The organism is Corallococcus sp. Z5C101001, assembly GCF_007352635.1.
Classification (GTDB): Bacteria; Myxococcota; Myxococcia; order Myxococcales; family Myxococcaceae; genus Corallococcus; species Corallococcus silvisoli.
Window position 1 is genome coordinate 527120 of the sequence record NZ_VKLU01000001.1, and the last position, 18841, is coordinate 545960.

General features: G+C 70.2%; 22 protein-coding genes and 2 tRNA genes. 14 read left to right on the forward strand and 10 right to left on the reverse strand.

From position 1 onward, the window contains the following. Positions 1 to 73 precede the first annotated feature (73 nt). The 4 genes from FOF48_RS02170 to FOF48_RS36270 form a co-directional block, all read right to left on the reverse strand. On the reverse strand, positions 74 to 616 hold the full coding sequence (locus FOF48_RS02170) for an HNH endonuclease (RefSeq protein ID WP_143898235.1): 543 nt from the start codon (positions 614 to 616) through the stop codon (positions 74 to 76). A 23-nt stretch (positions 617 to 639) separates the two neighbouring features. Then, positions 640 to 707, reverse strand: a tRNA-Trp gene (locus FOF48_RS36265). A gap of 11 nt (positions 708 to 718) precedes the next feature. Further along, positions 719 to 803, reverse strand: a tRNA-Tyr gene (locus FOF48_RS02175). Positions 804 to 904: 101 nt separating this feature from the next. Continuing rightward, positions 905 to 1063 (reverse strand): hypothetical protein, encoded by a 159-nt coding sequence (locus tag FOF48_RS36270; RefSeq protein ID WP_161663756.1) that lies wholly within the window; start codon positions 1061 to 1063, stop codon positions 905 to 907. An 84-nt stretch (positions 1064 to 1147) separates the two neighbouring features. On the opposite strand from FOF48_RS36270, the gene FOF48_RS02180 reads away from it, so the two are divergent. Then, the gene (locus tag FOF48_RS02180; RefSeq protein WP_143898236.1) at positions 1148 to 2119 is read left to right on the forward strand and encodes a quinone oxidoreductase; all 972 of its coding nucleotides are present in this window, start codon (positions 1148 to 1150) and stop codon (positions 2117 to 2119) included. 5 nt (positions 2120 to 2124) lie between these two features. Here FOF48_RS02180 and FOF48_RS02185 read toward each other — a convergent pair whose 3' ends face one another. Continuing rightward, entirely contained in the window at positions 2125 to 3402 is a 1278-nt protein-coding gene (locus FOF48_RS02185) for an MFS transporter (protein WP_143898238.1), read from the reverse strand. Positions 3403 to 3491: 89 nt separating this feature from the next. Here FOF48_RS02185 and FOF48_RS02190 point away from each other — a divergent pair, with 89 nt between their 5' ends. Further along, on the forward strand, positions 3492 to 3989 hold the full coding sequence (locus tag FOF48_RS02190; protein ID WP_143898240.1) for a MarR family winged helix-turn-helix transcriptional regulator: 498 nt from the start codon (positions 3492 to 3494) through the stop codon (positions 3987 to 3989). Positions 3990 to 4005: 16 nt separating this feature from the next. Here FOF48_RS02190 and FOF48_RS02195 read toward each other — a convergent pair whose 3' ends face one another. Continuing rightward, positions 4006 to 5124, reverse strand: a complete 1119-nt coding sequence (locus FOF48_RS02195; protein WP_143899082.1) for an alpha/beta fold hydrolase — start codon at positions 5122 to 5124, stop codon at positions 4006 to 4008. A 167-nt stretch (positions 5125 to 5291) separates the two neighbouring features. Here FOF48_RS02195 and FOF48_RS02200 point away from each other — a divergent pair, with 167 nt between their 5' ends. Then, complete coding sequence (locus FOF48_RS02200) at positions 5292 to 5747, forward strand: GFA family protein (RefSeq protein ID WP_143898242.1); 456 nt, start codon at positions 5292 to 5294, stop codon at positions 5745 to 5747. 57 nt (positions 5748 to 5804) lie between these two features. Here the strand turns inward: FOF48_RS02200 and FOF48_RS02205 are convergent, their stop codons facing one another. Then, on the reverse strand, positions 5805 to 7460 hold the full coding sequence (locus tag FOF48_RS02205; RefSeq protein ID WP_143898244.1) for an FAD-binding dehydrogenase: 1656 nt from the start codon (positions 7458 to 7460) through the stop codon (positions 5805 to 5807). 103 nt (positions 7461 to 7563) lie between these two features. On the opposite strand from FOF48_RS02205, the gene FOF48_RS02210 reads away from it, so the two are divergent. The 3 genes from FOF48_RS02210 to FOF48_RS02220 all read left to right on the forward strand — a co-directional run bounded on the left by FOF48_RS02210 (position 7564) and on the right by FOF48_RS02220 (position 9286). Beyond that, the gene (locus FOF48_RS02210) at positions 7564 to 7803 is read left to right on the forward strand and encodes a DUF1059 domain-containing protein (RefSeq protein WP_143898246.1); all 240 of its coding nucleotides are present in this window, start codon (positions 7564 to 7566) and stop codon (positions 7801 to 7803) included. Positions 7804 to 7921: 118 nt separating this feature from the next. Continuing rightward, positions 7922 to 8635, forward strand: coding sequence for a bifunctional 2-polyprenyl-6-hydroxyphenol methylase/3-demethylubiquinol 3-O-methyltransferase UbiG (locus tag FOF48_RS02215; RefSeq protein ID WP_143898248.1), 714 nt, complete (start codon positions 7922 to 7924; stop codon positions 8633 to 8635). 84 nt (positions 8636 to 8719) lie between these two features. Continuing rightward, positions 8720 to 9286, forward strand: a complete 567-nt coding sequence (locus FOF48_RS02220; RefSeq protein ID WP_143898250.1) for a DNA-3-methyladenine glycosylase I — start codon at positions 8720 to 8722, stop codon at positions 9284 to 9286. 69 nt (positions 9287 to 9355) lie between these two features. On the opposite strand, the gene FOF48_RS02225 is transcribed toward FOF48_RS02220, so the two are convergent. Beyond that, positions 9356 to 10117, reverse strand: a complete 762-nt coding sequence (locus tag FOF48_RS02225; RefSeq protein ID WP_143898252.1) for a tetratricopeptide repeat protein — start codon at positions 10115 to 10117, stop codon at positions 9356 to 9358. 158 nt (positions 10118 to 10275) lie between these two features. Between FOF48_RS02225 and FOF48_RS02230 the strand changes: the two genes are divergently transcribed. The 5 genes from FOF48_RS02230 (at position 10276) to FOF48_RS02255 (ending at position 15331) form a co-directional block, all read left to right on the forward strand. Beyond that, complete coding sequence (locus FOF48_RS02230) at positions 10276 to 11661, forward strand: hypothetical protein (protein ID WP_143898254.1); 1386 nt, start codon at positions 10276 to 10278, stop codon at positions 11659 to 11661. A gap of 27 nt (positions 11662 to 11688) precedes the next feature. Then, positions 11689 to 12072: a VOC family protein gene (locus FOF48_RS02235; RefSeq protein ID WP_143898256.1), complete on the forward strand. Its 384-nt coding sequence runs from the start codon at positions 11689 to 11691 to the stop codon at positions 12070 to 12072. A gap of 95 nt (positions 12073 to 12167) precedes the next feature. Then, positions 12168 to 13796, forward strand: a complete 1629-nt coding sequence (locus FOF48_RS02240; protein ID WP_143898258.1) for a hypothetical protein — start codon at positions 12168 to 12170, stop codon at positions 13794 to 13796. A gap of 3 nt (positions 13797 to 13799) precedes the next feature. Beyond that, positions 13800 to 14213: a hypothetical protein gene (locus FOF48_RS02245; RefSeq protein ID WP_143898260.1), complete on the forward strand. Its 414-nt coding sequence runs from the start codon at positions 13800 to 13802 to the stop codon at positions 14211 to 14213. A gap of 35 nt (positions 14214 to 14248) precedes the next feature. After that, positions 14249 to 15331 carry a hypothetical protein gene (locus tag FOF48_RS02255; protein ID WP_186001730.1) on the forward strand — a complete coding sequence of 361 codons (1083 nt, stop codon included), beginning with the start codon at positions 14249 to 14251 and terminating at the stop codon, positions 15329 to 15331. 55 nt (positions 15332 to 15386) lie between these two features. Here FOF48_RS02255 and FOF48_RS02260 read toward each other — a convergent pair whose 3' ends face one another. Further along, positions 15387 to 16601, reverse strand: a complete 1215-nt coding sequence (locus FOF48_RS02260; protein ID WP_143898266.1) for an RICIN domain-containing protein — start codon at positions 16599 to 16601, stop codon at positions 15387 to 15389. A 236-nt stretch (positions 16602 to 16837) separates the two neighbouring features. On the opposite strand from FOF48_RS02260, the gene FOF48_RS02265 reads away from it, so the two are divergent. Genes FOF48_RS02265 through FOF48_RS02275 form a run of 3 tightly spaced genes read left to right on the forward strand, consistent with a single transcriptional unit; the run spans position 16838 to position 18029 of the window. Next, positions 16838 to 17419, forward strand: a complete 582-nt coding sequence (locus tag FOF48_RS02265; protein WP_143898268.1) for a hypothetical protein — start codon at positions 16838 to 16840, stop codon at positions 17417 to 17419. A gap of 5 nt (positions 17420 to 17424) precedes the next feature. Further along, positions 17425 to 17661: a hypothetical protein gene (locus FOF48_RS02270; protein ID WP_143898270.1), complete on the forward strand. Its 237-nt coding sequence runs from the start codon at positions 17425 to 17427 to the stop codon at positions 17659 to 17661. Next, positions 17658 to 18029 carry a hypothetical protein gene (locus FOF48_RS02275; RefSeq protein ID WP_143898272.1) on the forward strand — a complete coding sequence of 124 codons (372 nt, stop codon included), beginning with the start codon at positions 17658 to 17660 and terminating at the stop codon, positions 18027 to 18029. Before FOF48_RS02270 ends, FOF48_RS02275 begins: the two co-directional genes overlap by 4 nt. A 24-nt stretch (positions 18030 to 18053) precedes the next feature. On the opposite strand, the gene FOF48_RS02280 is transcribed toward FOF48_RS02275, so the two are convergent. Further along, positions 18054 to 18800 (reverse strand): type 1 glutamine amidotransferase domain-containing protein, encoded by a 747-nt coding sequence (locus tag FOF48_RS02280; protein ID WP_143898274.1) that lies wholly within the window; start codon positions 18798 to 18800, stop codon positions 18054 to 18056. Between the last annotated feature and the right edge of the window lie 41 nt (positions 18801 to 18841).

Here is an 18841-nt window from a genome sequence, read left to right on the forward strand (position 1 = left end):
GAACGCCCCCTCGACGTGCGGCACTCTAACCGTTGCGGCGCGGAAGCGAAGTCCCGGCCCATCTGGCCCGGGACTACGCCTCCAGCTCCGTGTGCCAATACGCCACGTCCCTCAGGAACTTGCGCCAGGACAGCGGCATGCCCTTCTCCACGAGGAAGGACAGGGCCACGGCTTCCGGCAGCCGCTTCGGCTTCGAGGGCACGGTGCGCAGCGTCATGCGCGCCTGGGCCGGGGTGCGGTTCCCCTTGCGCTGATTGCAGGGCACGCAGGCGATGACGATGTTCTCCCAGCTGGTGCGGCCACCCTGGGCGCGCGGCAGCACGTGGTCATACGTGGCTTCCGGACGGGTGACCTTGTGGCCGCAGTACTGGCAGCGGCAGTGGTCGCGCTGGTAGACGTTCTCCCGGCTGAAGCGGATGCCGCGCGGGCCCTTCCACAGGGCGCGCACGAAGCGGATGACGGACGGCATGCGCAGCTCGACCGTCACCGAACGGATGACGCGATCCTCGTACTCCTCCACGACCTCCACCTTGCCCTGGAACAGCAGCATGACGGCGCGTTGCCACGGGATGCGTGCGACGGGTTCATAGGACTGGCTCAGCACCAGCGTTTCCATGACACGGGGCCTTTCGGGCGGGACAGGCCGTCAGGGAGTCGAACCCCGCGCATCTGGATTTGGAGTCCAGACCACACCCGGTGCACGGCCTCTGAGTGGAAGTGGGGACGCTGGGAGTCGAACCCAGCGGGCTTTCAAGGGCTCTGGCTCTACAGGCCAGTGCGTCTCCGTAACGCTCTACGTCCCCGGAAGGTGCGCGGGAGCCCGGACGCGAAAGAGGCCGGGTTCCCTTGGGGGGAAGCCCGGCCTCCAGGTGCCGTGCGCCGTCAGGGACGGAGCGCGGAGCCTTCAGGAGCCGGGCGAGGCGATGCGATAGGACGCGAAGTCCCGCCAGCGGCACGGGGAAGGAGCGGTGACCGGGCCGGGACGCGAGGACGCTTCGATGCCGTGACCGGAAGGATTCGGGTGCTTGAGGTTCATCGGGGCCTGCTTCGTCGCCGTGCGCATGGGGACCGCTCCTTTCGCTCCCGAGGGACGCGGGCGGAAATTCAGTCCTGACAAGCAGGCGTCGCGGTCGTTAGGAATCCGCGCATGAAAGCCATCCGCTATCACCAGGTGGGAGGGCCGGAGGTCCTCCAATGGGAAGACACGCCGGAGCCCGTGCCGGGGCCGGGAGAGGTCCTGTTGCGCGTCCATGCCGCGGGCGTGAACTTCGCGGACACCGAGCGCCGCCGGGGCCTGTACGACGCCCAGGTTCCCCTGCCGCGCATCCTGGGCAGCGAGGCCGCGGGCGTGGTGCGCGCGGTGGGTCCGGGCGTGGATCCGTCCTGGGTGGGACGCCGGGTGGTGGCCTTGACGAAGGGCGCCTACGCGGAGGCCGCGCTCGCGCCGGCGGGCGAGCTGCTGGCGCTCCCACCGGAGGTGTCATTCGCGGAGGCCGCCGCGCTGCTGGTGCAGGGGCTGACGGCGTACCACGTGGTGCACACGGTGGGGCGAGTGGAGGCGGGGCAGACGGTGCTCATCCACGCGGCGGCCGGAGGCGTGGGAGTGCTGGCGGTGCAACTGGCGAAGGCCGCGGGCGCGCGGGTCATCGGGACGGTGTCGGGCGAGGCGAAGGCGAAGCTCGCGCGGGAGGTGGGGGCGGACGACGTCATCCGCTACGACCAGGAGGACGTCGCGGCGCGGGTCCAGGCGCTGACCCAGGGACGCGGGGTGGAGCGGGTGCTGGATTCGGTGGGCGCGAGCACGTGGCAGGCCAGCGTGGACGCGCTGGCGCCCTTCGGTCACCTGGTGAGCTATGGCAACGCCAGTGGCCCGCCGCCGCTCGTCGAGGTGGAGTCCCTCTACGCGAAGTCGCTCACCGTGAGCGCGTACTGGCTGCGCACCCCTGTATCCCCGGAGGTTCAGCGCCGGGCGCGCGAGGCGCTGCTGGCGGAGGTCGTGGCGAAGCGACTGCGCATCGTCGTGGGCCTGACGCTGCCGCTGTCCCAGGCTGGCGAGGCCCACCGCCAGTTGGAGGGGCGGAGCACGGTGGGCAAGGTCGTGCTGGTCTCGGAGGACTGAGCCTTTCAGCGCGGCGCCGCCGTGCCCACCACGGGCGGCGCCTGGACGCTCCCGCGTCCGATGCGCAGCACCACTCCCGCCGCCGCGAGGCAGATGACGCCCGCGACCACCCAGGCGGGGGTGTACGTCTCCAGCGAGGTGCGGATGACGCCCGCGCCCAGGGCCCCCAGGCCCGCGCCCACCTGGTGCGCGGCCACCACCCAGCCGAAGGCGATGGGCCCGTCCTCCGCGCCCACCGTCTGCGTCGTCAGCCGCACCGTCGGCGGCACCGTGGCGATCCAATCCAGGCCGTAGAACACCGCGAACAGCGGCAGCCCGAAGACGGACAGCTCGAAGGCGCTCGGCAGATAGAGCAGCGCCAGCCCCCGCAGGCCGTAGTACCAGAAGAGCAGCCAGCGGTTGTCGAAGCGGTCCGACATCCATCCGCTCGCCGTGGTGCCCACCAGGTCGAAGATGCCCATCAGCGCGAGCAGCCCCGCGGCCCGCACCTCCGGGATGCCGTGGTCCATGCACGCGGGAATCAGGTGCGTGCCCACCAGCCCGTTCGTCGTCGCGCCGCAGATGAAGAAGCTTCCTGCGAGCAGCCAGAAGTCGCGCTTGCCTGACGCTCGCTTCAGCGCCCCCAGCGCGTTGGCGAGCGGGTTGACGCTGGAGCCCTTCGCCTCCTCCGCGTCCGGTGCGGCCCCGTAGGGCGCAAGCCCCACGTCCGACGGACGGTCGCGCACCAGCCACGCGACCAGCGGGATGACACAGGCCACCACGCCCGCGACGGTGAAGGACACGACGCGCCAGCCGTGGTGCTCCACCAGCATCGCGAGCAGCGGCAGGAAGACGAGCTGCCCCGTCGCGGTGCTCGCGGTGAGCAGGCCCATCACCAGCCCGCGCCTCGCCACGAACCAGCGCTGGACCACGGTGGCGCCCAGTACCATCGCCGTCGTTCCCGTGCCCAACCCCACCAGCACGCCCCAGAAGAGGATCAACTGCCAGGGCGCGTGGATGAAGTTCGTCAGCGCGACGCCCAGGGTGATGATGCAGAGCGAGACCAGCGTCGTGCGCCGGATGCCGAACTTCTGCATCAGCGCGGCGGCGAACGGCCCCACGAGTCCGTAGAGCACCAGGTTCACCGACACGGCCGAGGAGACGAGCGCCCGGCTCCAGCCGAACTCCCGCTCCAGCGGGACGATGAAGACGCTCGGTGTCGCGCGCACGCCCGCCGCGCAGAGGAGCACCGCGAAGATGGTCGCGGCCACCACCCAGGCATAATGAACGCGGTGGGTCCTCATGACGGTGTCTCCTCGATGCGGGCACGCCGTGCCCCACGTATACTTTCCGCCGGTGTGTCGACGTGACGCGCCCGCTTCCTGGAACCGCGATGTCCCAAGACGACCCCCTGCGCACCCTCTGCAACTGTCTGGCGCTGCGGCAGGCGAGCCGCCATGTCACCCAGTTCTATGACCAGGTGCTCGCGCCCAGCGGCATCCGGACGACGCAGTACTCCATCCTCCACCGTGCCCAGACCCAGGGGCCGCTGACGGTGAACGCGCTGGCGGACCAGCTCGTGATGGACCCCTCCACGCTCACCCACAACCTCCGGCCCCTCTTGAAGGACGGGCTCGTGGTGCTGGAGGTGGGCCGCACCGACCGGCGCCAGCGGGCCATCGCCATCACCCCGGAAGGGCAGGGCGTCTACCGCAAGGCCCGGCCCCTCTGGCTGCGCGCCCAGGCCGACTTCGAGCGCGCCGTGGGCAACACCCAGGCGACCGCGCTGAGGGACCTGCTGGCCACCGTCGCCCGGACCGGGCTGGGCCAGGGCGAGGCCGAAGCCGAAGCCCCTCTGGCCCCCAAGGCCGCGTCCCGCCGCCGTCGCTGAGCGCATCCGCACGGCTTCATTCCCCCTCGAGGAACGCGAGGAACGCGGCGACCTGCTCCGCCCACAGCTCCGGGTGCGCCTGGGTGAAGTGGCCGAAGGAGCGCGCATCGCCTGCCTGGACGACGAAGCGGCCGTGCTTCACCCGGGGCATCAGCGCCTCCAGCGTGCGCAGCGAGACGGGGTTGAACTCGTCGTCGGAGAAGTTGAGCGCGAACACGCGGGCCTGGATGGCCCCGAGCCCCGCCTCCGGGTCGTAGTCCCGGGAAGACTCCAGCGAGTACAGGATGTCATTCGCATCCATGCCTTCGGCCTGCGCCATGGCGGACGCGATGAAGGCGTCCGCCGCCGGCGCGTCCGGGAGCGTCGCCTGGAGGTGCGGCACCCCATCCAGCATCATCCGGACGACCGGGAACGCCTCCCGCCAGCCTCGGGGCGGCGCGGTGTAGTCACCGTTCCTCCACTCCGGGTCTTCGCGAATCTGGCGCGACACGAAGCGGCGCCACAGCAGGTTGCGTCCCGCGATGCGCGTCGGCAACGAGACGATGGGCATCACGCCCTCCACCGCCTCTGGATACAGCTCGCTCCAGAGCCACGCGTTCATGCCTCCCATGGACAGGCCCACGATGGCGTGCAGGCGCGAAATGCCCAGCGTCCCGGTGACGAGCTGGTGCTGGAGCGCCACCATGTCCCCGTAGCCGTAGGCCGGGAACTTCATGCGCGCGCCGTCGCTCGGCTTGCTGGAACGACCGTGGCCCACGCTGTCCGGGAAGATGAGGAAGTACTTCGTCGCGTCCAGCGGGCGCCCCGGCGCGAACAGCGCGTCCTGGAAGGGCTTGCCGCGCAACACCTCGCCGCTTGCCCCCGTCCAGTGCAGCATCAGCACCGCGTTCGTCACCGCGCCGGACGCGTCCCTGCGCGGTGTGCCCAGCGTCGCGTAGTGGATGCGCACCTCCGGAAGCACCATCCCGTCCTGGAAGCGGTGGCCGGTGAAGATCGCATCCGCTTCATGCACCTCCGGGAACGGCGACCACGGGACGTCCGCGGCGGGGGGACGCGCGGCGGCGCACCCCACGATCAGGACGCTCAGGCCCAGCAGGAGGGACAGACAGGAGGACGGCCAGCGCGCGGAACCCATCACGTCGGCATGAATAGCTGTATATGCAGCTACTGTAAAGCCGCCCCCGGTCAGGGACTGGGGGGCTTGGGGGGCGCGCGGCGCGGCCGGACAAACCTGACATAAGGCTGTCACTGGCCGGGGGGATAAGGGGTGCGTTCCCTCAACGCGGCACCGGAGAAGACGCCATGACCCAGAACGACACCCAGCAGAAGAACCCTGCCCAGCGTGGCTTGCAGACCTACGCGGGCGGCTGCCTGTGCGGCGCCGTGCGTTACGAGGCCACCGTGGACCTGGCGCGCGTGACGCGCTGCAACTGCACCATCTGCATGAAGTACGGCTACGGCGGCGGCACGGGGATGAAGCCGGACGCCTTCCGGCTCCTGAAGGGCCAGGAGGCCATCAAGAAGTACGGGCGCGACGGCAGCCCCAACACCCGCAGCTTCTGCAGGAACTGCGGCGTCGTGTGCTTTGGCGACGGCGACGTGCCGGAGCTGGGCGGGAAGTTCGTCTCCATCTACGTCAACACGCTGGATGACGTGGATCCGTCGCTGCTCACCTTCGGGTACTGGGACGGCCGGCACGACAACTGGGCGGCGGGGCTGCGCTCCACGCCGTGGCCCTTCCAGCCCACCGTCTCCTGACGGCACCCCAGGAGGGGCGGGGGCCCTTCAGCGCCCCCTGCCCGTCACTCCCCATGACTACACAGTCCCCGCGGCGGCCCGGCCCGCGGCGCGGCCGGAGAAGATGCAGCCGCCGAGGAACGTCCCTTCCAGCGCGCGGTAACCGTGGACGCCACCGCCTCCGAAGCCCGCCACCTCGCCTGCCGCATAGAGCCCTGGGATGGTCTGCCCCTGGGCGTTGAAGACGCGGCCCTGGAGGTCGGTCTCGAAGCCGCCCAGCGTCTTGCGCGTGAGGATGTTCAGCTTCACGCCGATGAGCGGTCCCGCCTTGGGGTCCAGGATGCGGTGCAGCTTCGCGGTGCGCACCAGCTTGTCACCCCGGTAGCCGCGCGCCTGCCGGATGGCGGCCAATTGCAGGTCCTTGCTGAAGGGGTTGTCCAACTGCATGTCGCGGGCCTTCACCTCGCGCTCCACCGTGGCGAAGTCCAGCAGCGGCGTCTCTGTCTTCGCGTTCATGCCGGCGACCAGCTCACGCAGGTCGTGGGAGACGACGAAGTCCTCGCCCTTCTCCTTGAAGGCCTCCACCGGCCCCATGGCCTTCTTGCCCACGGCGCGGTTGAGCACGCCCAGCCAGTCCTTGCCCGTGAGGTCCGGGTTCTGCTCCGAACCGGAGAGCGCGAACTCCTTCTTGATGATCCACTGGTTGAGGATGAACCACGTGTGCTCGTGGCCCGTCTTCAGGATGTGCTCCAGCGTGCCCAGCGTGTCGAAGCCGGGGAAGAGCGGCGGCGGCAGGCGCTTGCCCGTGGCGTCCAGCCACAGCGAGCTGGGGCCCGGCAGGATGCGGATGCCGTGCCGGGGCCAGATGGGGTTCCAGTTCCGCAGGCCCTCCGTGTAGTGCCACATGCGGTCGCGGTTGATGAGGTTGCCGCCCGCGGCCTCCGTGATGGCGATCATCCGCCCGTCCACGTGGTCGGGGACGCCTTGAATCATGAACTTCGGCGCGGGGCCCATCCGCGTCGGCCAGGCCTTGCGCACGAGCTCATGGTTGCCGCCGATGCCGCCGGACGTGACGATGACCGCGCCCGCGCGCAGCTCGAAGTCCCCCACCGTGACGCGTGAGCTGCTGGCCCCTCGTGGGACGTCCGTGGGCTCCAGCCGCATGCCGCGCACGCCCACCACCGCGCCCCCTTGCGTGAGCAACTCGTCCACGCGGTGCCGGAAGTGGAAGGTGAGCTTGCCCTGGGCCTGTGCCGCCTTCGCGCGGCGCACGAAGGGCTCCAGCACGCCGGGCCCGGTGCCCCAGGTGACGTGGAAGCGGGGGACGGAGTTGCCGTGCCCCACCGCGCCGTAGCCACCGCGCTCCGCCCAGCCCACCACGGGGAACCAGCGCATGCCCTGCTGGGCCAGCCAGGGGCGCATCTCCCCCGCGGCGAAGCCGACGAACGCCTCCGCCCACTTGCGCGGCCAGCGGTCCTCCTCGCGGTCGAAGCCCGCGGTGCCCATCCAGTCCTCCAGCGCCAGGGCGTGGGAGTCCTTGATGCCCATGCGCCGCTGCTCGGGCGAGTCCACGAGGAACAGGCCACCGAACGACCAGAACGCCTGCCCGCCCAGGTTCTGTTCCGCCTCCTGGTCCACCACGGCGACGCGCTTGCCGGCATCCGCGAGCTCGGTCGCGGCGACGAGGCCCGCGAGCCCCCCACCCACGACGATGACGTCCACTTCCTGTCCCATCCCGTGCCTCCAGGTAGCGCTGAGCGCGCGAATGATAGCCGTTCGCGTGGATTGCGCAGGGCCCTTCACATGCGCACCTCAGAAGCGGGGAGGTGAATCAGCCATGTCACGCAAGATGATGGATTGCCGGGACACGCCCAGCGAATCGAACTGCACGCTCACCATCGCCGGTGAGGAGGACGAGGTGGTGCGCGCCGCGACGCAACACGCGGTGTCCGTCCACGGCCACCAGGACACCCCCGAGCTGCGGGAGATGATCCGCACCTCGCTCAAGGACGACGTGGAGACCCCGGGGCTGCCCCCTCGGAGCCCCAGCATGGAGCCGCGACCGGGCATTCATTGAAGGAAGCGCATTCCGGAGCACCCAGGGGACGGAGCGGGGGCGGGTCCGTCAGGGGCCCCTGCCTTGGGCCCGGGGGCCGGCCGGGCGCCGCGGCCCTCCGGAGGGTAGAGTCCGCCGCATGGACTCGGGTGTGAAGGGCAACGCCGGACCGCTGGGACATGACGCCGCTGCCTACGCGCAGCGTCAGGAGGGCCTGTCGCCGGAGCCGCTGCGGGACGCGGCCTGGAGCGTGGCGGGGCAGCGTGCCTTTGGCGTCGTGCTCGACGTGGGCTCGGGCAGTGGAGGGTGGATCCGCCGGTTGCAGCGCAACCCGGCCGTCGAGCGCATCCTCAGCACGGACATCCACGACGCGGGGGCCAGCCGCCTGCCGGGCGTGGAGTTCGAGCAGCGCGACGTGTCCCGCGACGCACTGCCCTGGGGTGACGCGTCGGTGGACTGGGTGTTCGCCATCGAGGTGCTGGAGCACCTGGCCAACCCGCGCCACTTCGTGAAGGAGGCCTTTCGCGTGCTCAAGCCCGGAGGACACCTCTTCTTCACCACGCCGAACAACGACAGCCTGACGGCGCGCCTGTCCTTCCTGGTGCGGGGCTACTTCCCCGCGTTCTGTGAGCAGGACTACCGGGACTCCGGCCACATCACCCCCATCACTGAATTGGACGCGCGGCGCATGGCCGTCGAAGCGGGCTTCCAGTCCATCACGTTCGACTACCCGCTGCCCGGGCGCATCCCGCGCAGCAGCGTGTACTGGCAGCGATTGCTGCCCGGCCTGCGCGGCCGGTGGTGGAGCGACGGGCTGTTCGCGCTGCTGACCCGGCCGGGCGGAAGGCGATAACGGGACTGGTCGCCTGTTCAGTCCTTGTGGTAGCCCTGCGGCGCGTGCCCGCGGTGCCGCGGGCCGAAATGCATGGGAGCGCGGATGCAACAGCGTTGCGCGTGGGTGGGCAGTGATCCGCTGTACCAGACCTACCACGACGAGGAGTGGGGCGTTCCGGTGAGGGACAGCCGCGCGCTCTGGGAGATGTTGATGCTGGAGGGCTTCCAGGCGGGGCTCGCGTGGATCGTCATCCTGCGCAAGCGCGAGGCCTTCCGGAAGGCGTTCAAGGGCTTCGACCCGAAGGTCGTGGCGCGCTTCACGGAGAAGGACGTCACGCGCCTGATGGGGGACGCTGGCATCGTCCGTGCGCGCGCGAAGATCGAAGCGACCATCGGCAACGCCCGCGCCTACTTGAAGATGCAGGACGAGGGCGAGGACTTCTCCACGTTCGTGTGGAACCTCGCGGGCGGAAAGCCCCTCCGCAACGCGTGGAAGGGCCGGGGGGATGTGCCGGCGAAGACGGAGCTGTCGGAGGCGTACTCCAAGGCCTTCAAGCAGCGCGGCTTCAAGTTCGTGGGGCCGGTCATCGTCTACGCGTGGATGCAGGCGACGGGCATCGTGGATGACCACACGGTGGACTGCTTCCGGCACGGCGTGCGGCACCGCTGAGCCGTGTCCGGAGGCGGCTCGGGGGCTTGGGCGGTGCCGTTGTGCTCGTCCAGGGGCCGAGCTGAATGCCTAGGCCGCTCCCGCACTGGAAGCGCGGCGGTTGCGGCGGCGGGACATCCAGTAGCCGCCGAGCCCCAGGACCAGGACGGCCACCAGTCCGAGGGGCACGGCGACGAAGAGCCTCTTCTGGCTCAGCGACTGGAGGCGGGCCTCGAGGGACTGCACCTGGTTGGAGTCGCCGATGGCGCGGGCCTGTCGCGCCTGCTCGCGGGCACCGTCCTCGTCGCCCAGGTCCAGGAGGATGGCGCCGAGCAGGGCGTGGCCGTCCCCGTCGTCGGGCCGCAGCTCGGTGACGCGCGCCGCGTGCGTCCGGGCGGCCGCGAGGTCTCGCTTCCTGTAGGCGAACAGCGCGAGCGCCTTATGCGCCTCGAGGTCGTTGGGATCCTTCCGGAGCTGCTCGGACATCGCGCTCTGGGCCTCGTCGAACGCGGCCATCTGTCGCTGCAAGGAGTCCCGCCAGTTCTGGGCCTCGATGCGGTCGTTCCCGTCGAGGCCCAGCTCGAGCGCGCGCTCCATGGCGCGGTGGGCCTCCTCGTATTCGCCATGCTGCACGAGCATGCGCCCCAGCAGGAAGTGTGTCTGGGGATTCTCCGGGGCCTCCTTGAGCAGTCGTTGGATGTGCTGCCGCGCCTCGATGGGATTGCCGCCCGTGGGGTCCAACGCGGCGTCGGCCTGTTGGCGCACGGCCTCGAGCTCGGCGCTGTACCGCGGGGGCTGTTTCAGCTCAGGAGCCTGGAAGGCGAAGAAGAGGGCAAGAACCAGCGCGTGCATGATGGGGTCCTCGAATGGCGCGACCCGGTTTTAACACAGCGCGCCTCGGGCTCGAGGCCGTCCGCGTGGATGCAGGCGACGGGCATCATGGATGACCCCACGGGGGCCTGTTTCCGTCGTGGACGGGGAGGGCTCGCATGGGGAAGCATCCGGCCTCCATGTCCCAATACACAACCCAGATCGCCAAGGCCCCGAAGGGCCACACCATCCCCCCGCTGCTCCGCGATGTCGGCGCGTTCGTGGGCACCCAGGACCATGGCACCCTGGGCTGGTTCGACGTGTTTGGCTTCGATGCGATTCCCAGCGAGTACTCGCCCGAGAACGCGAAGCGGCTTCAGGCCGCGGGCTTCTCCTTCCTGAAGCTCCCGGATGGGTCCCTGCTGGCGCTGCTGAAGAACGCGGTCGTGCTGCTGGGCTCCGAAGGGGAGACGCGCACCGTCGCGGACTCGCTGGAGGCGTTCCTCGTCGCCTGGTCGGAGGGCAGCACGGGCATCTACGACCTGGATGACGACGACGCGTCCTCGGGCCGCGAGGCGCTCGCCGCGTGGATCCAGGCCCGGGGCCTTCGGGTCCCCAAGGCGCCGCGCTTCGACTTCTCGGCGTGGCTCGACGGCGAGGCGCCGACCCCGGAGGTGGCGCCCGTCGCGGGCCTGGGGACGCCCACCGACGACGTGAAGGCGATGGGGCCGGCGCTGCGCCGGCTGGTGTCGCTGCTGGGACAGCGCGCGGATTCGCCGGAGGTCGTCAGGTACGCGGAGGAGGTCCTGGGCAAGCCGGCGCCCCGGTCCACGACGCCGCAGACGGACTCCATCAACCTGGAGGCGCCGAAGGCGGGCGTGGAGCTGAACTTCACGCATGAGGTCCTCCACGAGGCCTTCCCGCCCATTCCGAAGACGGCCCGCACCTTCGTGCCGTACCTGTCGCTGGCGTGGGTGCGGCCCCAGTTCCCGGAGCCCGTGCTGGGGCTCGACGCGACGGACCTGACGGAGGAGGCCATCACGAAGAAGCTCGGGCCACCGACCGAGCTGCGTCCCAGCTCCATGCTCACGGATGCGCTGACGGTGCCGCACTGGGTGCGGCCGCTGGACAGCACGGGGACGACGGAGCTGGTGGTCTCCCTGCGCAAGGTGCGCACCATCACCTTGCAGGTGCATGAAGCGCGGGCGCTGGACCCCTTCTCCAGCGTGGGCACCGCGCTGTTCGTGGGCTGGGCGGCCACGCGGGGCCTGCTGGAGCCGTCGCGCTTCGCCGCGCATGCGGAACAGCTGGCGGCCGTGCGGCGGCGCGAGGCGCGAGGCTCGGAGTTGATGAAGGCCGCGCTGCCCCGTGGCTTGTGGGACGCGCACCTGCGCGACCTGCCGGGCCTGCGCCTCCGGGCCTACCGCTGGTTCCACAACATGAACGGTCTGTGGATCGACGCGGACCTCTTGAAGGTCTTCGGAAAGGACGCGGGAGGCGCCCCGAAGCTGGAGGCGGATACCTGGGCCGCGGTGGACGCGGCCTCTCCGGTGTTCGAGAAGCACTTCGCGCAGTGGCTGGACTGAAGCAACCCACGACCCTGGAGACATGCGATGCGGATCCACGTGACGAGCGTGATGGTGGATGAGCAGGCCAAGGCCCTGAAGTTCTACACGGAGGTCCTGGGCTTCGTGATGAAGGTGGACGTCCCCGTGGGGGAGTACCGGTGGCTGACCGTCGTCGCGCCGGACGCGACGGAGGGCACCCAGCTCCTCCTGGAGCCCATGGGCTTCGCGCCCGCGCGCGTCTACCAGAAGGCGCTGTTCGACGCGGGCATCCCCGCGGCGTCGTTCGGCGTCGAGGACTGCCAGGCGGAATATGAGCGCATGCTGAAGCTCGGGGTGGTGTTCCGGGGCAAGCCCACGGCCATGGGACCCATCACCGCCGTCGTGTTCGAGGACACCTGCGGCAACCTCATCCAGATGGCGCAGGTCTGAGGCCGCATCGGTCAGTTGTCGTATGTCACCCCTTGTCCGTCAGGGTTTACTGTGAGTCCTGATTGAACATGCTTCATCGAGGGGGACATATGACGATGCGGATTCAAACCAGGGTCCCGCCGCAGGAGCCTCGCAAGGCGCTCACGGCGGGCGGTCAGCCTTCGGGCACGGCGCAGGGGAGCGCGGCGAGGGGAACGCCGCCGCGCGCACCGGAGGCGGCGGCGCGCCGGGCGGGGTTCTCCGAGCAGAGCGCCTTCATCTCCAAGCAGCCGGACGTGACGTCCACGTTCAAGCGCGAGTTCGGGGCGCTGGCGGCGGACAAGCAGGGGTTCCACGAGACGATGAAGACGGTCTACGGCGAGGGCTATGACTCCGCCAAGGCCGAGCAGTTCCGGCAGCAGGCCCTGAAGGGAGACTTCGGCTGGCTGCCGCCGGTGCGGACGGTGCCCGCCGAGACGCTGAACGGGGCCAACGGCGCCTACGACGCGGAGTCCGGCACGGTGCTCATCAACGCGTCCCTGGACCCGGCGCTGGCGGCCTCCACCTACGTGGAGGAGGCGGGCCACCACCTGGACACGAAGCTCAACACCGAGGACGCCGCGGGCGACGAGGGCGAGCTGTTCCGGCGCATCCTGTCCGGGGAGAAGCTGTCGCCGAAGCAGATCGCGGACATCCGCGCGGAGAATGACAAGGGCATCATCCACATCGACGGCAAGGACAAGGAGGTCGAGTTCTGGAATCCCTTCAAGGCCCTGGGGGACGCGGCCAAGGCCGTGGGCAACGCCGTCACCACGGCGGCCAAGGCCGTGGGCGGTGCCGTGACGACCGCGGCGAAGGCGGTGGGCGGGGCTGTCACCACGGCGGCCAAGGCCGTGGGCGGTGCCGTGACGACCGCGGCGAAGGCGGTGGGTGGCGCGGTGACGACCGCGGCGAACTGGGTGGGGTCCGCGGCGAAGACGGTCTGGAGCGGCGTGAAGACGGTGGCTACGCGCGTGGGCGACGGCGTGCGCAGCCTGCTGTCCGGCGCGGTCAGCACCGTCGTGGGCGCGTTCCGCAACATCGGGGAAGGGGTGGGCACCTTCCTCGGCGGCATCGGCAAGCTGTTCCAGGGCAAGTTCGGCGAGGGCTTCAAGCAGATGGGCCTGGGCCTGCTGAAGACCGTCGTGCAGACCCCCGTGGACGCCATCTTGATGATGGCCGGCCGCGGCGTCAGCGCCATCCAGACGCTGATTGGCCTGGAGCCGCCGGCACGCAAGCTGAGCGACAGTGAGATCGCCACGCTGAAGAGCGTGTACGGGGACTCCATCGACTACTCGCAGATGCGCATCAAGGAGGGCAGCTCCGGGCTGTTCAGCACCACCGGCCGCGCGTTCACCCATGGCAACACCATCTACATCCCGCCGGACAACCTGCCCCTGACGCCGGACCTGCTGGTGCACGAGTCGGCGCACGTCTGGCAGCACCAGAACGGCGGCACGGACTACATGAGCGAGGCGCTGGTCGCCCAGTACCTCGGGGACGGCTACGACTTCGAGAAGGGCCTGGACGCGGGCAAGGCCTGGAGCGAGCTGAACCCGGAGCAACAGGCGGAGTTCCTTCAGCAGGCCCAGCTCGCCGGCTACTTCGCCAACCCGGCCGCCGGCTTCCACTACAATGGCAAGGACTACACGGCGCAGATCAACGCCGCCATCGCGCAGGTCCGCGCCGGACAAGGAGCCCCCTAGCCCATGAGGTCGCCGCGCTTCGTTCCGCCGGGTTGGCTCTGGGGCCTCCTGCTGCTCGTCCTCACCGCGTGCCGTCCGGTCCTCCAGGTGTCCCTCGCGGACGGCGCGCAGAAACTGCCCGCTCCCCGGTTCCAGGTGGAGGATCCGGAGCACGCGGACCGCCCCCGCTACAACACCGTCCAGGTGCTGGACCGGGCGGGGGCGGTCTACTGGCAGCTGCGGGCCGAACCGTTCGGCGACCTGGCCAGCGTGGGGGCCCTGACGTACGGCGAGGCGCCGAGCGGCTTCGCCGTGGTCGAGGAGCCCCGGGCGCTCCAGGCCGGGGGACGCTACGCGCTGTTCGTGGTGGGCAAGAACCGGGGAACGCTCCACTTCGACGTGGACGCGGACGGGCGCGTCACCGAGGCCTCTCCGTAGCGCCGCCGCTCCCCGATGTTGCTACCTTCGAGGGCATGTCTTCGGAGCGCGACAGGGGCCGTGTCCGCACGGCGGAGGAGTGGATTCCCCGGCTGTCCTCCCGCGATGGCGGAGCGCGGGAGGAAGCGCTGTCCGCGCTCGAGGAGGCGCTGGCGTCCGCGGACGCGGCGTCGCGTGAGCGGACGGCCCGGGCCCTGTTGGAGGAGCTGGGGCGGCCGGGAACGAAGCTGGCCGAGCCCTTGCTGTTCCTGCTGCAGCGCGGCTGGTGGCCTCCCCAGGCGGGCCTCACCACGCTCGCCGTCCAGAGCGTGCTGACCGCGCTGACGCGGATGGAGGCCGAGACGCCGGAGCTGGAGAACGCTGCGGCGGTGCTCTCGCTGGTGTGCCGGGTGGATGCGTCCCAGCTCGCCGTGCTGGGCGGGATGTTCCAGCACCCCAGCGCCCCGGTCCGCAGCGCGATGGCGCGCGTCGTGGGGCGGGTGGGGCGGGCCGCTCTGCCCCTGCTGCCTGGGTTGCTGACCCTGCTGGAGGACGAGGAGCCGGTGGCCCTCTCCGCGCTGGAGTCCCTGGCGGCGCTCGCGCCCCTGGCTCCTGAGAGGACCGCGCCCCGGCTGCTGGAGCAGGTGCGCAAGACGGAGGGGGCTCGCCTCTACCTGTCCCTGGTGTCGCTGCGCGGCTTGTTGGAGGCGATGGAAGGCGAGGCGCGGCCCGCGCCGGTGCTGGAGGGGTTGGAGCCAGCGCTGCTGCGCACGCTGAGCGCGCCGGAGCCGCCCATCCGCCAGGAGGCGGCGTCGCTGCTGGGGCTGACGGGGCCCCTGTCGCCGGTGGCGGTCGCGGCGCTGCGCGAGCACCTCCGGGATGAGAGCGCCTTCGTGGCGGCCCGTGCGGCCGTGGCGCTGGTGCGCTCGGGAGCACCGTCGGCGGAGGCCCTCTTCCTGCTGAGGGGGCAGCTGGGGCCGGCCGCGTCGCGCGAGCTCCAGGAGGCCGCGGTGGCCGCGCTGGAGGAGGCGGATCCGTCCCAGCTGGGCCGGGCGAAGGGGATGCTGGAGACGGTGGTCCGCGACGCTTCGGGGCCGACGCGCGAGGCCCTGTTCGAGGTGCTGGGTCAGATTCCCTGACCCTGGGGCCGCACCGGGGCGGCAGGAGGACCCGCGACCCCGGCGCGCGCCGGGGTCAGCACTCCAGGTTGTTGCCGGGGCTCACGCCGAGCAGGGCGCAGAAGTTCTTGTACGCGTCGACGCGGCTCTTCACCTGCGTGGGGTTGCGGCCGTTGCACTCCAGCGAGCCGTTGATGGTGCGGATGGTCTCACCGAAGCCCGCGCCGTTCACGATGGCGTTGTGGGCCGTCATGGAGCCGGCGCCCGTCTGCGTGGTCCAGAACCAGAACCCCGTGCGCCACGCGGCGTTCGCGTCCTGCGCGAGCAGGTCCGGGTTCGCCTGGAGCGGCAGGCCCAGCGCGTTGCCCGCCGCGCAGTAGTTGCCGTTCCACGACAGCTGCATGGGACCGCGCCCGTAGTACCGCTTGCCCGGCGCGCAGCCGCAGCCCGGCGGACCCCACGACGTGTCGCAATAGTCCGCCTTGTTGATCTCCTCGATGTACACGAGCCCGCCCGTCTCATGCGACACGTTGGCCAGGAACGCGGCCACCTCGCGCTTGCGCGTGTCGGTGTCCCCCGTGGTCGCGAGCCCCGGGAAGCCCGCGGCGGCGGCGATCAGCGCGTCGTAGGTATAGAAGCCGTTGCGGCTGGGGAACATGGCGTTGAACGTGTCGCGGGTGAGGATGCCCGCGAAGCCCGAGCCACCGCCTCCTCCGCCACCGCCGGAGACCAGGTCGAACGTCCAGCGCTGGTTGTCTCGGTCCTGGTAGGGGTACTGGACCAGCAGCGTGCCGTTGTCCGGGGAGCCCCACGACAGGTCCACCGCCATGTCCGTGTGACGGGGGTGGAAGCTGAACTGCGTGCCGCCCCGGTTCACGAACCGGAACTGCTGGTTGTTGCCGCCGACGTAGCTCCACTGATGGACGAGGGCGTTCTCCGCGGTGCTGACCTCCTTGATGTCCAGCCCCTTGCCGCTGTTGACGTTGATGATCTTGAAGTACCCGCCCGACGTGGGCGAGATGTGGAACTTCTGGGCATTGGTGCCATTGCAGTCCCACTGCTGCACCGTGGCGCCGTCCGCCGTGCTGGATGAGGCCACGTCGATGCACTTGTTCGTCCGCGCGGAGCGGATGACGTAGTCCCCCTCCGTGATGGTCGACACGATGGCGGGGCTCTCCACCCGCCCGGTCGCCTCCGGTGGCTCTCCACCCATCTCCGGTCCCGAACAGCCCCCCACCGCACCCACCATCCCCAGCAACGACAGACAGCGGAACATCAGCGTGTTGGTCATGACGCGCTCTCCCGTGAATCGAGGCGCCAGGACCATAAGACAGAACGCAGCAAAACGAGCAATCAAAGATTAGTCTGTTAAGTGGTCGCGGTGGAGATGCGCTGGCTCCCTTTGGGGTTGCCTGGCTCGCGGAGGACCTGCTGGGTTCAGTCCCGTTCGCTGCCTTGACGGTGTCGCATGGACTGGCCCAGGATTCTGCGTGCAGCGCCGTGGGAATAATCCCATGAGGGGGAAACATGTCTGGCTTTTTCGACGAAGAGGATTCGCCGTCCAACGGGGCTCAGGTGGAAGGCGCGCAGCCGCGCATCCACAGGCCCGGCGCCCGGCCAGAGCCGCAGATCAAGGCCGTGATGCCGCCGGATGATGGAGGGGGATTCTTCGGGGGGAACCAGTCCGGGCGTCCTCCGGAGGAGGACCCCTTCGGCGCGTCTGGCTCCGAGGAGCCTTCCGAGGATGAAGAGGCCCCGCTGGGCGGCATCGAGGCGGTGGGGGACGCGCGGCAGCCGCACCAGCAGCAGCGGGACAAGACCTACGACGTCATTGGCAAGATTGGGCGGAACGTGGGCTACGCGGCGCCTGTCGCGGACTTCGTGTACCCGGGGGCGGGAAAGGTCGTGGCCGGGGTCGGGACGGCCATCAAGGGGGCCGCGACGGTGGGGCGTGGGTTGGGGAACGTCATCGACGATGCCTACGACCGCGACGACGCCAACCGCCACGAGCAGACGCAGAAGGACATCGCGCGGATGAAGGACCAGGCGGCGCGGGACAAGGTGAACCAGACCACGCCCCGGGGTCACAACAAGCTCACCGAGGACTGAGCGCCATGCCCATCCGCGCCCATCCCACCCAGCCGGGCTCGAAGACGCTCCTGTGCGTCAACTGCCCGGACACCCTGCTCAACATGCCCCTCAGCCGCTTCCACCTGAAGCCGGATGCGGGCTTCGGGAAACCGGAGGTCCTCACCCTGTTCGCCGCGGTGTGTGACTCGTGTGGCTATACGGAGCTGTACAGGGAAGGACTGCTGTTCGAGTCCGGCAGCAGCGAGAAGGGGGAGAAATGAAGTCCAAGGTCCAGCTGGCACCCAAGGAAGACATCCAGTTGCAGTCGCTGGTGTCGACGCGCAGGGCCGACGACACGCTCTACGGCACCTATCTGGCGACGATGACCAGCCGGCGCATCTTCGCCGAGGACGCCGACGGCACCCTCCTCTTCAACTACTACCTCAAGGACATCGACCGCGCGGAGGTGCGGGAGAGCTTCTGGAAGGGCGACGGCATCCGGCTGCTCCTCCATGATGGCAACGACTTCGTCTTCAAGCTGATGAAGGACGCCATCCACGAGGACGCGGCGGCGGCGCGCCGGTGGGTCAACACCATCAACCAGGTGTTGATCATCTGGCGCAACCAGCCCACGCCTCGGGAGACCTGACCCGGGCTCCGCTCCAGGCGCGGCTCATAGGCGCGTCAGGAAGCGCTCCGTGAAGAGGTACGCGTCGCCCGGCCAGCGGGCGGACACGTAGCGGCCGTCCTCCACCACGAAGGCGGGCGCGTGGTCCGTCGCGGTGCCCCGCTTCGACAGGACGCGGGGGCCGCGCTGGAAGTGGCCCGGGTCCGCGAGCGCGGCGACGACCTCCTCCTCCACGTAGGCGGGGTAGGTGCGGTAGTAGCGCCCCAGCTTCCAGGCCGTCAGCAGGTACGCGGAGCGCTCCATGTACCTGGGCAGGCAGGTGGTGCGCGCGCCATGGAGCACGCTCTGGCCCGTGGCGGGGTCCTTGGCCCGCGCGAGCACCAGCACGCCGTGGCAGATGGCCGCGACGGGCCGCTGGAGCGCCCAGAACGCGGCCACCTTCGCCTGGAGCGCCGCGCTGCCCAGGTACTGCCGCATGCCCGGCGCGTGGCCTCCGGGCAGCAGGAGCGCGTCGAAGTCCGACGGCGTCACCGCGTCCCAGGCGAGGGGCTTCTGGAAGCCCTCCGTCCGGGTGAGGTCGCCATAGAAGCGCCGGGGCTCTGGAGCCGCGCCCAGCTTCCCGAAGAGCACCCCGGTGAGCAGCAGGGGATCCGCGGCGGGCATGTGGCCCCGCTCCGTGGCGAACACCACCTCGTGGCCCGCGTCGGTGAGCATGCGCCAGGGCACGGCCACCTCGGTGACGTCGAAGTCATGGTCGGGCAGCGGGACGAGGACGCGGCGGGCGGAGGCCATGCGGCCAGTCTTCCCCGCCCCCGGAGCCGTGACAAGCCGCG

Bases quoted from the DNA above. Each gene is read 5' to 3' on its own strand.
- FOF48_RS02195 (WP_143899082.1), bottom strand. From the start codon at position 5,124: ATGGGTTCCGCGCGCTGGCCGTCCTCCTGTCTGTCCCTCCTGCTGGGC.
- FOF48_RS02215 (WP_143898248.1), top strand. From the start codon at position 7,922: ATGGACTCGGGTGTGAAGGGCAACGCCGGACCGCTGGGACATGACGCC.
- FOF48_RS02205 (WP_143898244.1), bottom strand. From the start codon at position 7,460: ATGGGACAGGAAGTGGACGTCATCGTCGTGGGTGGGGGGCTCGCGGGC.
- FOF48_RS02220 (WP_143898250.1), top strand. From the start codon at position 8,720: ATGCAACAGCGTTGCGCGTGGGTGGGCAGTGATCCGCTGTACCAGACC.
- FOF48_RS02200 (WP_143898242.1), top strand. From the start codon at position 5,292: ATGACCCAGAACGACACCCAGCAGAAGAACCCTGCCCAGCGTGGCTTG.
- FOF48_RS02185 (WP_143898238.1), bottom strand. From the start codon at position 3,402: ATGAGGACCCACCGCGTTCATTATGCCTGGGTGGTGGCCGCGACCATC.
- FOF48_RS02255 (WP_186001730.1), top strand. From the start codon at position 14,249: ATGTCTTCGGAGCGCGACAGGGGCCGTGTCCGCACGGCGGAGGAGTGG.
- FOF48_RS02275 (WP_143898272.1), top strand. From the start codon at position 17,658: ATGAAGTCCAAGGTCCAGCTGGCACCCAAGGAAGACATCCAGTTGCAG.
- FOF48_RS02225 (WP_143898252.1), bottom strand. From the start codon at position 10,117: ATGCACGCGCTGGTTCTTGCCCTCTTCTTCGCCTTCCAGGCTCCTGAG.
- FOF48_RS02190 (WP_143898240.1), top strand. From the start codon at position 3,492: ATGTCCCAAGACGACCCCCTGCGCACCCTCTGCAACTGTCTGGCGCTG.
- FOF48_RS02210 (WP_143898246.1), top strand. From the start codon at position 7,564: ATGTCACGCAAGATGATGGATTGCCGGGACACGCCCAGCGAATCGAAC.
- FOF48_RS02280 (WP_143898274.1), bottom strand. From the start codon at position 18,800: ATGGCCTCCGCCCGCCGCGTCCTCGTCCCGCTGCCCGACCATGACTTC.
- FOF48_RS36270 (WP_161663756.1), bottom strand. From the start codon at position 1,063: ATGCGCACGGCGACGAAGCAGGCCCCGATGAACCTCAAGCACCCGAAT.
- FOF48_RS02260 (WP_143898266.1), bottom strand. From the start codon at position 16,601: ATGACCAACACGCTGATGTTCCGCTGTCTGTCGTTGCTGGGGATGGTG.
- FOF48_RS02230 (WP_143898254.1), top strand. From the start codon at position 10,276: ATGTCCCAATACACAACCCAGATCGCCAAGGCCCCGAAGGGCCACACC.
- FOF48_RS02235 (WP_143898256.1), top strand. From the start codon at position 11,689: ATGCGGATCCACGTGACGAGCGTGATGGTGGATGAGCAGGCCAAGGCC.
- FOF48_RS02170 (WP_143898235.1), bottom strand. From the start codon at position 616: ATGGAAACGCTGGTGCTGAGCCAGTCCTATGAACCCGTCGCACGCATC.
- FOF48_RS02245 (WP_143898260.1), top strand. From the start codon at position 13,800: ATGAGGTCGCCGCGCTTCGTTCCGCCGGGTTGGCTCTGGGGCCTCCTG.
- FOF48_RS02270 (WP_143898270.1), top strand. From the start codon at position 17,425: ATGCCCATCCGCGCCCATCCCACCCAGCCGGGCTCGAAGACGCTCCTG.
- FOF48_RS02265 (WP_143898268.1), top strand. From the start codon at position 16,838: ATGTCTGGCTTTTTCGACGAAGAGGATTCGCCGTCCAACGGGGCTCAG.
- FOF48_RS02240 (WP_143898258.1), top strand. From the start codon at position 12,168: ATGCGGATTCAAACCAGGGTCCCGCCGCAGGAGCCTCGCAAGGCGCTC.
- FOF48_RS02180 (WP_143898236.1), top strand. From the start codon at position 1,148: ATGAAAGCCATCCGCTATCACCAGGTGGGAGGGCCGGAGGTCCTCCAA.